The 9,891-nt window shown below is 67.7% G+C and carries 10 protein-coding genes; 3 read left to right on the forward strand and 7 right to left on the reverse strand.

What is annotated here, in order from left to right:
* Nucleotides 1–158 precede the first annotated feature (158 nt).
* The gene (gene queC / locus VB716_RS14385; RefSeq protein WP_323270846.1) at nucleotides 159–827 is read right to left on the reverse strand and encodes a 7-cyano-7-deazaguanine synthase QueC; all 669 of its coding nucleotides are present in this window, start codon (nucleotides 825–827) and stop codon (nucleotides 159–161) included.
* Nucleotides 828–1,033: 206 nt separating this feature from the next.
* Here queC and VB716_RS14390 point away from each other — a divergent pair, with 206 nt between their 5' ends.
* Complete coding sequence (locus tag VB716_RS14390; protein ID WP_323270838.1) at nucleotides 1,034–1,594, forward strand: ecotin family protein; 561 nt, start codon at nucleotides 1,034–1,036, stop codon at nucleotides 1,592–1,594.
* Between the two features lie 19 nt (nucleotides 1,595–1,613).
* Here VB716_RS14390 and VB716_RS14395 read toward each other — a convergent pair whose 3' ends face one another.
* The 5 genes from VB716_RS14395 to aspS all read right to left on the reverse strand — a co-directional run bounded on the left by VB716_RS14395 (nucleotide 1,614) and on the right by aspS (nucleotide 6,914).
* Entirely contained in the window at nucleotides 1,614–2,258 is a 645-nt protein-coding gene (locus VB716_RS14395) for a 7-carboxy-7-deazaguanine synthase QueE (RefSeq protein WP_323270847.1), read from the reverse strand.
* Nucleotides 2,259–2,341: 83 nt separating this feature from the next.
* Complete coding sequence (locus VB716_RS14400; RefSeq protein ID WP_323270839.1) at nucleotides 2,342–4,057, reverse strand: CTP synthase; 1,716 nt, start codon at nucleotides 4,055–4,057, stop codon at nucleotides 2,342–2,344.
* An 81-nt stretch (nucleotides 4,058–4,138) separates the two neighbouring features.
* Nucleotides 4,139–4,630 (reverse strand): Dps family protein, encoded by a 492-nt coding sequence (locus VB716_RS14405; protein ID WP_323270840.1) that lies wholly within the window; start codon nucleotides 4,628–4,630, stop codon nucleotides 4,139–4,141.
* Between the two features lie 148 nt (nucleotides 4,631–4,778).
* Complete coding sequence (locus VB716_RS14410; protein WP_323270841.1) at nucleotides 4,779–4,994, reverse strand: Nif11-like leader peptide family natural product precursor; 216 nt, start codon at nucleotides 4,992–4,994, stop codon at nucleotides 4,779–4,781.
* A gap of 96 nt (nucleotides 4,995–5,090) precedes the next feature.
* Nucleotides 5,091–6,914 (reverse strand): aspartate--tRNA ligase, encoded by a 1,824-nt coding sequence (gene aspS / locus VB716_RS14415; RefSeq protein WP_323270842.1) that lies wholly within the window; start codon nucleotides 6,912–6,914, stop codon nucleotides 5,091–5,093.
* Between the two features lie 179 nt (nucleotides 6,915–7,093).
* On the opposite strand from aspS, the gene VB716_RS14420 reads away from it, so the two are divergent.
* Complete coding sequence (locus VB716_RS14420; protein ID WP_323270843.1) at nucleotides 7,094–8,671, forward strand: MFS transporter; 1,578 nt, start codon at nucleotides 7,094–7,096, stop codon at nucleotides 8,669–8,671.
* A gap of 74 nt (nucleotides 8,672–8,745) precedes the next feature.
* Nucleotides 8,746–9,237, forward strand: coding sequence for an NUDIX domain-containing protein (locus VB716_RS14425; RefSeq protein ID WP_323270844.1), 492 nt, complete (start codon nucleotides 8,746–8,748; stop codon nucleotides 9,235–9,237).
* Here VB716_RS14425 and VB716_RS14430 read toward each other — a convergent pair.
* On the reverse strand, nucleotides 9,217–9,891 hold a 675-nt coding region (locus VB716_RS14430), incomplete at its 5' end, for an SDR family oxidoreductase (protein WP_323270845.1). The two genes, VB716_RS14425 and VB716_RS14430, sit on opposite strands and share 21 nt — an antisense overlap.

A 9,891-nucleotide genomic window follows, 5' to 3' on the forward strand; every position in this document is an offset into this window, starting at 1 on the left:
GCTGCGGCGCCCCAGGGAGGTGCCGTCGCCATCGAGCCAGACCAGGCCGTCCTGGCCGTGCTGTTCCGCCAGCGCCTGAACCACCACCGCCGGATCCCGCCAGGCAATGGTGCGGCGCTGCAGCCCACCGCTGGCCCGCCAGCCCGTGGAAGGCTCGATCACGGGGCCTGGTGGCTGGCGCGGTCGGAGCGGCCGGCCTCGATCAGGGCCGCATCGCGGATGCGGCAGCTGTCGCACACCCCGCAGGGGACGTTGCCGCCGCTGTAGCAGCTCCAGGTGGCCGCGATCGGCACCCCGAGCCGCAGGGCTTCCTGCACGATGCGCGTCTTGCTCCATCGCACCAGCGGCGCCCAGAGCTGGATGCCGCGTCCCTGGCGCCCCGCCTTGCTGGCCAGGTCGGCCAGGTGCTGGAAGGCCTCCAGGTAATCGGGCCGGCAGTCGGGATAGCCGGAATAGTCGACCGCGTTCACGCCCAAGGCCAGCCGCTGGGCACCGCGGGCTTCGGCCAGGCTCAGCCCCAGGGCGATGAACACGGTGTTGCGGCCTGGCACGTAGGTGGACGGGATCACACCCTCCTCCACGCCGCCGCTGGGTACGGCCATGGCCAGATCGGTGAGGGCCGAGCCGCCCCAGGCCGCCAGGTTGACGCTGATCGTGTGGTGCTCCTCCAGCCCGAGGCTGCGCGCCACGGCGTCGGCGGCCTCGAGTTCGCGGCGATGGCGCTGGCCGTAGTCGAAGGACAGCCCGATCACCCGGTGGCCGGCTTCCATAGCCAGGGCGGTGGCGGTGGCCGAATCGAGGCCGCCGGACAGCAGAGCCACGGTCAGGGGCCGGGGATCCGTGTGAGGCGGGGAATCAGGGGAAGCGGCGGCGCGCAAGGCGGCGGAGGCAGGAGCGTGCAGGAATCCTGGCGGATCCGGCCGCGCCGGTGCTTGCCCGCACGCCTGGATCTATCTGCCTGTTGGTGGCAGTCCGAGGGAGGAAGCTGCCCCAAAGGGCCGGCGCCCTTCAGGATGGGGATAGCGCCGCATGGATGTCGATGACGGGTTTCCAGGCTCCGGTACCGGTAACTCCGATCGCCCGGATGGCCTTCGCTGGCCTGGCCTTGGGGGTTCTCCTGGTTGGGCAGGGCGCGGCACGGGCCATCCCCCGCCTCGATCTCAAGCCCTTCCCAGCAGCGGCGGCCGGTGAGCGCCGCTGGGTGATCCAGCTGCCGGGCCTGCTGCAGCCCTCCCCCGATCCGGCCCTCTCCCCCCACCCGGCCGACTGGCGGGTGGAGCTGATGGTGGGACGCACGATGGAGGTGGACTGCAACCATCGCCGCCTCGGCGGCTCGATCAAGGCCGAGTCGCTGAAAGGCTGGGGCTACACCATCTATCGGGTCACGGCTCCAGGGCCGGTGGCCTCGACCCTGATGGCCTGCCCGCCCAACGAGAAGCCGCAGCAGGCCTTCGTGACCCTGGGCGGCGGCAAGCCCTTCGTGGTGCCCTACAACGCCAGGCTGCCGATTGTGATCTACGCCCCCGCCGATCTGGAGGTGCGCTGGCGCCTGTGGAAGGCGGAGAAGCGCCAGCGGCCTGCCCAGGTGCTCTGAGGTTCAGCTTGCAGGTTGATCAGCGCACCCCCAGGTTCTTGTGGAGCTGCAGGCTCAGCCGCCAGTCCGGATGGGACTGCACATAACCGAGGGCCAGGCTCTGGCCGTCGGTGCTCTGCCAGCCGGGTTGCAGCAGCAGCACCGGCGGATCCGAGCCATTCCCCGCCCGGAGCCGGCTGGCGGCGCTGGCCATCACCTCCGCGAAGCCAAGGTCAGCCGGCTCGTGCACCACGACCTTGAGTTCGTGGCAGTGGCGCAGCAGATCGTCGGATGGAGGGCGATGCCGCTTCGGCGAGAGGGTGATCCAGTCGAAGTGGCCGCTGAGACGGTCCACCCCGCTGGTTTCCAGGTGCAGCGGCAAGGCCGTGCGCTGGTGCAGCGCAGCGGTGAGCTCGTCGAGATCGTGATGCAGTGGTTCTCCGCCAGTGATCACCACGAAGCCAGCGCCGGCCGCCGCCGCCTGATGCGCTTCCTCCGCCAAGGCCTCCAGACTGTGGAGCGGATGGGCGGCGGCGGGCCAGGAGTGCTTGGTGTCGCACCAGGGGCAGCCCACCGTGCAGCCAGCCAGGCGGATGAAGAAGGCGCTGCGACCACTGTGGACTCCCTCCCCCTGGAGGGAATGAAAGGTTTCCACCACCGGCAGTGCCGCCGCTGTGACAGCGATCTGCAGACCAGCGGCAGCTCCTGGTCGTGCCCCCGCTGCGACGGCGGTGGGCTGGTCTGCCGCTACACCGGAGAGCGGCGTGGTCACGGGGCGACGAGCGTGGCCTCGGCCTCGGTTGTTGTCGTTGCCGTGGCCGGTGGGGCCTCGACCTGGGGCAGCCGCTGCTGGGCCGCGGCGATCAGGCCGCGGAACAGGGGATGGGGCTTGCCGGGCCGCGACAGAAATTCGGGGTGGTACTGGCAGGCCGTGAAGAAGGGGTGGTTGCGCAGCTCGATCAGTTCCACCAGGCGGCCATCGGGGGAGGTGCCGCTGATCGTGTAGCCCGATTCGACGAAAAGGTTGCGGTAGGCGTTGTTGAACTCGTAGCGGTGGCGGTGCCGCTCATAGACCACCGCGTCGCCGTAGAGCTCGGCGGCGAGGCTGTCCGGCGTCAGCCGGCAGGGGTAGACCCCCAGGCGCATGGTGCCGCCCAGGTCGACCACATCCTGCTGCTCGGGCAGCAGATGGATCACCGGATGGGCCGTGTCGCCATCCAGTTCGGCGCTGGTCGCCCCCACCAGGCCGGCCTGGTTGCGGGCCCACTCGATCACGGCGCACTGCATGCCCAGGCAGAGCCCCAGGAACGGCACCTGCTGCTCACGCGCCCAGCGGATCGCCGCCACCTTGCCATCGACGCCGCGATGGCCAAAGCCGCCCGGGACCACCACCGCATCCATGCCCCGCAGCAGGGCTTCCGCGCCGCGTTCCTCGATCTGCTCAGCGCAGATCCAGTGCAGATCAAGGGAGGCGTCGCGATCGATGCAGGCGTGGCGCAGGGCCTCCACCACCGAGAGGTAGGCGTCGTTGAGCTGCACGTACTTGCCCACCAGGGCCACCTTCACGGCCGGGCCCGGATTGCGCAGTTTCGTGACCAGCTCCTGCCAGCGCTCCATGTCGCTGGGGTGGTCGGCGAGGCCGAGCACATCGAGCACCTCGCGGCACAGCCCTTCGTGCTCCATGGCCAACGGCACCGCGTAGATGCTGTCGGCATCGAGGGCGGGGATCACGGCCCGGGTGGGCACACCACAGAAGCCGCCGATCTTGGCCTTGAGGTCGTCGCTGAAGGGCCGGTCGCTGCGGCAGACGAGCACGTCGGGCTGGATGCCGATCGAGCGCAGCTCCTTGACCGAGTGCTGGGTGGGTTTGGTCTTGAGTTCGCCCGAGGTGCCGATGTAGGGCAGCAGGGTCACGTGCACGTAGGCCAGATCCTGGCGGCCCACGTCGCCGCGGAACTCGCGGATGGCTTCCAGGAACGGCAGCGACTCGATGTCGCCCACGGTGCCGCCGATTTCGGTGATCACCACGTCGGCGCCGCTGTTGGCGGCCACCCGGTGGATCCGCTCCCGGATCTCGCCAGTGATGTGGGGGATCACCTGCACGGTGCCGCCCTGGTAGTCGCCCCGGCGCTCCTTGTTGATCACCGACTGGTAGATCGAGCCGGTGGTCACGCTGTTGAGGCGCGACATGGCGGTGTCGGTGAAGCGTTCGTAGTGGCCCAGGTCGAGGTCGGTCTCGGCGCCGTCCTGGGTGACGAACACTTCACCGTGCTGGAACGGGCTCATCGTGCCCGGGTCCACGTTCAGGTAGGGGTCGAGCTTGAGGATCGAGACGCTGTAGCCGCGGCTCTTGAGCAGGCGCCCGAGGCTGGCGGCCACGATCCCCTTGCCGATGCTCGACACCACCCCCCCCGTCACGAAGACGAATTTCGCCTGCGTGGCCCGGCTCGGAGCGGGGGGCTTGGCGCTGGCGACCTGGGACATGGTGGAACGGCTGATTTTTCAATGTATCGGTTCACGACACGCCCCTTCGGCCGCAAGGGCCACCCTCGCTCAGACCAGGGGTCAGCCCTCCAGCAGGCTGCGCAGCATCCAGGCGGTCTTCTCGTGGATCTGCAGCCGTTGGGTGAGCAGGTCTGCGGTGGGCTGGTCGTTGGCCTCGTCGGCCATCGCAAACACCTTGCGGGCAGTGCGGGCCACGGCCTCATGGCCGCTCACCAGCTCCCGCACCATCGCCAGGGCCGGCGGCACTCCCTCGGTTTCGGCGATCGAGGCCAGGCCGGCGAAGGTGGCGCCACCGAACGGGGCGGGGAAGCCGAGGGCGCGGATGCGTTCGGCGATCACGTCCAGGGCGGTCCAGAGCTCCGTGTACTGGTCCATGAACATCAGGTGGAGCGTGTTGAACATCGGCCCGGTCACGTTCCAGTGGAAGCCATGGGTCTTGCCGTAGAGCACGTAGCTGTCGGCCAGCAGGCGGCCGAGCTCGTCGGCGATCTGCCGCCGCGTGGCTTCAGGGATGCCGATGTCGATCGCTGGGTTGCTGGAAGCTGTGGTCATGGCCGAGGGAGGCGAAGGTCTGGCAGGGGGCCGGGGAAGCCTGGGGCGGGGCCCCTCCCGTTGTAGGAACGGACGCAGCACGGCGCCGGAGCGCCACCCGCCGGCCGCTCGGTCGTTGAACGGCGCGGTCGTGTCTCTGGGCAGCGGTTCAGTTGTATTCGCCGGGGATGTCCTGCTTGGTCACGGTGACCCGCCCCACTTTTTTGCCGGAGAGCCGCAACAGCTCATCGCCGGAGAAGACATACCCCAGGCCGGCGCCGATCTGGGCCACGTCATCGGCGGTGGCGGTCGCCTGCACCGCCGCCCGCAGACCTGGATCGTCCTGCACCCTGCCGAGAAAGGCCTTCAGCTGATCGATGGACATGGCCCAACCTCCAACGGTGGCCCCGAGCAGGGCCTCTGAATTCTGATCCCATGGGGCTCCCGGCTGGACCCCTCCAGAGCTTGCCGGGCCCTGCCGTCAGCTCTCCTCCTCGCTCCAGGTGCTGGCCACATGCAGCTCTTCGAGCTGCGCGTCTGCCACATCGGCGGGGGCCTGGGTCATCAGGCAGCGGGCCTGCTGGGTCTTGGGGAAGGCGATCGTGTCGCGGATCGACTCCTCGCCGGCCAGCAGCATCACGATCCGGTCGACACCGAAGGCCAGGCCGCCGTGGGGAGGGGCGCCCATGTCGAGGGCCTCCATCAGGAAGCCGAACTGGCGGTTGGCCTCCTCCAGGGGCAGGCCGATGGTCTGCAGCACCTGGCGCTGCAGGGCCGAGTCGTGGATGCGCAGCGAGCCACCGCCCAGCTCCAGGCCGTTCAGCACCAGGTCGTAGGCCTGGGCGCGGGCCGTGGGGAGGGTGTCGGCCCATTGGCCGGGATCGCTGCCCAGATCCTCGGTGTTGGGGGCGCAGAAGGGGTGATGCAGCGCCTCGAGCCGGTTGTCACCGGCGTTGAACTCGAACATCGGGAAATCCACCACCCAGAGGAAGTTCCAGGCGTCGTTCTCCCGGTCGGGCTGCACCATCCCCAGCTCGCGGGCCAGATACTGACGCACCCGATCGAGGGCCTTGTTCACGGTGGCGGTGTCGCCGGCGCCGAACAGCAGCAGGGTGCCGGGCACCGCACCGGTGCGCTCCAGCAGCTCGGCCCTGGTGGCGGCGCTGAGGTTGTCCTTGATGGCGCCGATCGTGTCGATCTCACCGCCCTCGCGCACGCGGATGAAGGCCAGGCCGCCAGCCCCCGCCTTCTGGGCCTCGCTGAACACATCACCGCCGGGCTTGATGCGCACATTGCTGAGAGCGTCATTGCCGCCGGGCACGGCGATGCACTTCACCGAGCCGCCGGCCGCCACGGCGCCACTGAACACCTTGAAGCCCATGCCGGCCACCAGGTCGCTCACGTTGGTGAGCTCCATGCCATAGCGGGTGTCGGGCCGGTCGGTGCCGTAGCGCTCCATCGCCTCGTGCCAGGTGAGCCGGGGGAAGGGACGGGGCAGCTCCACGCCTTTGACGGCCTTCCAGATGGTGGCGATCAGGGCTTCGTTGAGCTCAAGGATCTCCTCCTGGCCCATGAAGCTCATCTCGATGTCCAGCTGGGTGAACTCCGGCTGGCGGTCGGCGCGCAGGTCTTCGTCGCGGAAGCAGCGGGCCACCTGGTAGTAGCGCTCGATGCCGCCCACCATCAGCAGCTGCTTGAACAGCTGGGGCGACTGGGGCAGGGCAAACCACTCGCCGCCGCAGACCCGGCTGGGCACCAGATAGTCGCGGGCACCTTCGGGGGTGGAGCGAGTCAGCACCGGCGTTTCCACCTCGATGAAGCCCTGGTCTTCGAGGAAACGGCGGGCGGCCTGGATGGTCTGGGCGCGCAGGCGCAGGTTGCCGTTCATGCGCTCGCGACGCAGATCCAGGTAGCGGTGGCGCAGCCGCAGCTCCTCGCGGGTGTTCTCCTCGTCGTGCACCGAGACCGGGAAGGGCAGATTCCCCTTGACGGAATTGAGCACCGAGATGGTGGCGGCTAGCACCTCCACCGCGCCCGTGGCCAGCTTCTCGTTGAGCGATTCACCGGGCCGGGCGCGCACGGTGCCCGCCACCTGGATCACGGTTTCGTTGCGCAGGTGCTCGGCCACCGCGAAGGCATCGGCTCCCAGGTCGGGGTCCACCGTGATCTGCACGGTGCCGCTGCGGTCGCGCAGATCGATGAAGATCACGCCGCCGTGATCGCGGCGCCGGTCCACCCAGCCGCAGAGCTGCACGTCCTGGCCGGCGTGGTCGGCACGCAGGTCGCCGCACCCGTGGCTGCGCATGGTGAAGTTGCTGGGGAATCGCGGATTTTCCCATGGGGCCTGGTCTCCGCTGACCAGGGCATCAGGCCGGGACATCAGGCCGCTGCATCAGCTCGTGGCTCACCATCAGTGACGGTGGTGCTGGTTCCAGACGATCCCGGAAAACGGCTGGGATGATCGGCGCAGACACGAGCCTGTCGATGGCCAAGCGGCCGGGACCTCTCCACCCATGGCTGCCCCCGGGAGAACTGGCGCCGATCGGCGTCAGCCTGCTGGCCACGCTGGTCAGCACCTTTTCCGTGATTGGCATCTCGTTTGTGCTGCTGGATCTGCAGCCGCAGCTCGGCATCACCACAGCTCAGGTCAACCTGCTGCGTTGCACAGCGATCGCCAGCGGCCTGCTGATCGTCTTCTGTGCCAGCACGCTGTGCCGCTTGCTTGGCGCGAAACGCTGCCTGGCTGCCGGCCTTGCCCTCTGGATTGCAGGCTGCTTGCTGCTGGCCGGCCATGCGGGCCTGGCCTCGCTCGCCACCGGGTTGGTCCTGATGGGCTGCGCTGACGGCTGCGTGCGCGTGTCGTCCTACGCCATGCTTTGCGGTGGCGCCGCTGATGCGCAGCAGATTGCTGTGCTCGTCGCGGCCAATACGCTGGCCAACAGCCTGGCCTTTGTGGCCTCGCCGATCCTCAACAGCTGGATCCTGGTGCAGACCGAGAACAGTGCGGCTGTGATCGGCGGGCTGTGGGGATGTCTGTTCCTGCTGACGCTGCTGCTGCTGCAGGTTTTCGTTCGCCCCGACAGACGCGAAGCGGCTGCCCAGCACGCCCAGGTCCAGGCCAGTGACTGGATCGTCCTGCTGGCTGCAGGAGGCTGCGCGTCCCTGATCAGCACGCTGCCGATCATCCACGCGTTCCAGCCGACCTGGGTGCCTGCCGGCATGGCTCTGATCATCGCCCTGATGATGCTCACGGCCATGTCCCTGCGGCGATCAGGCTCGATCGCCGGCGGATTCAGATTTCTGATCAACCCAAGAATTGGTCTGCTGCTTCTGGCTCTGGCGGCACTATTCTCAATTGACTACCGATACTGCGCCGATCGCTTTCTGGCGATTCGCTATCAGCTTGATCTCGCCAGTATCTCAGCCTGGATGACCCTGGCCAGCCTGGCGGGAATTGCCAGCTCCTTTGTGTTCGCTGCTGTCAGTTCCCGGATCGGCATGGCCAGGAGCGTTAGACTGGGCCTGCTGGGCTGTCTGATCTTGCCGATCACCTTCGTGATGGCTCCATCCCAGGTGCCCATCCTGGTGATTGCCTCAGCGACGGCATCCTTCTCGTTCTTTCTCACGTTCGTGAGGGTGGGGCTCGCCTCCACGATCACAGCCATGACCGATAAGCCATTGCTGGCCAATCTGGAAGCGGTGCGTCACGTTCTGGCCACCTCTGCCTGGTCGTTGGGTTCAGCTCTGGCGGTGAATGTGCTGCTCGGCACCTTCCGCAGCACGCTTGAGCAGCAGCTCAAGACCCTGCCCTTGTCTGACGCGGTGATCCAAACCATCTCCCGACTTGTGGCCAGCGGCCATGGTCGTGAGGTGCTGGAGGGCCAGTACGGCATCTCCAGGCAGCTGCTGATGACAGTCATCGGCAGGAATGCCACTCCCACGATTGAGGCGATCATGAGTGTGCTGCATGGGATGGGCTGGCTGATCCTGCTGATGCTGGTTCTGGTCACGGTTCTGATCGCTTTATCACGCCGGGTCACCGTGCCGATGCTGCGCCCATGAGGTGATGCGTTCCTGCCACGGGATCCTGTCCGCGATGCAGTGGCGGTAGCGTGGCCGCGGTGTCAGCGGGGACCATGGTTTACCCCATTCCCACCGTCGGCGCCTTGGTCACAGGGCCATGCCTGCGTGTGCTGATTGTGCGCACGCTCAAGTGGCGCGGAAGCTGGGGCGTGCCCGGCGGAAAGGTGGAATGGGGTGAAACCCTCGACAGCGCACTGCGGCGTGAATTGCGGGAGGAGGTTGGCCTGGAGCTGGCGTCCGTGCAGTTCGCCCTGCTGCAGGAAGCCGTGGAAGATGCACAATTCCACCGTCCTGTGCACTTCATGTTGATCAACTACTACGCCTTCAGCGCCACAACCGCCGTCAGCCCTAATCACGAGATCGCCGAATGGGCCTGGGTGCCCCCACGGCAGGCGCTCGATTACCCGCTCAACAGCTTCACGAGTCGATTGATCCAAGGCTATCTGGACGCAGACATGTCTGATCACTATGCGGCGATGGCTGAACAGGTCATGTTGGATCAGGTCACGACAGATCAGCTCGTGTCAGATCAGATAACCGCCTGAGACCTTGATGTTGCTTCCGGTGATGTAGCTGCTGGCCGGATCGGCCAGGAACAGCACCGCCCGCGCCACCTCCTCGGTTCTGCCGTAGCGGCCGGCCGGGATTCGTTCGAGCGGCGGCTTGCGCTCCGAGTTCTCCAGGGTGCCGGGTGAAACGCCGTTGACCGTGATGCCGTACGGAGCCTCTGTGACGGCCAGTGTGCGGCTGAGCTGCAGCACGCCGGTCTTGCCGATCTTGTAGGGGGTGACCATCGGCACCGCCATCAGCGCATCGGCGTCGACATCAATCAGGTTGACGATGCGGCCGAAACCCTGGTGGCGCATCCATGGCAGGGCGGCACGGCAGGCGTGGTAAGTGATGTGGAGGGTGTCGTCGATGCTGCGATGCCAATCGGCCACATCCATCGCCCCCAGCGGCTTCCAGACGATGCCGGCCGCGTTGTTCACCAGGATGTCGAGCCGCCCCAGCCGCTCCACCGCTGTGGCGAAGGCGGTTGCGGTGGCTTCAGCATCCGCCAGATCAGCCGCCAGGGCCAGGCCGCGCCGCCCCAGCCGCTCCACCTGCTCCACCGCCTCACGGGCCTCGGCTTCGCTGTGCCGGTAATGGACCACCACATCGGCGCCAGCGCCCGCCAGGGCCAGGGCGATCGCCCGGCC

It is taken from the genome of Synechococcus sp. CCY9201, from assembly GCF_034931105.1.
Taxonomy (GTDB): domain Bacteria; phylum Cyanobacteriota; class Cyanobacteriia; order PCC-6307; family Cyanobiaceae; genus CBW1002.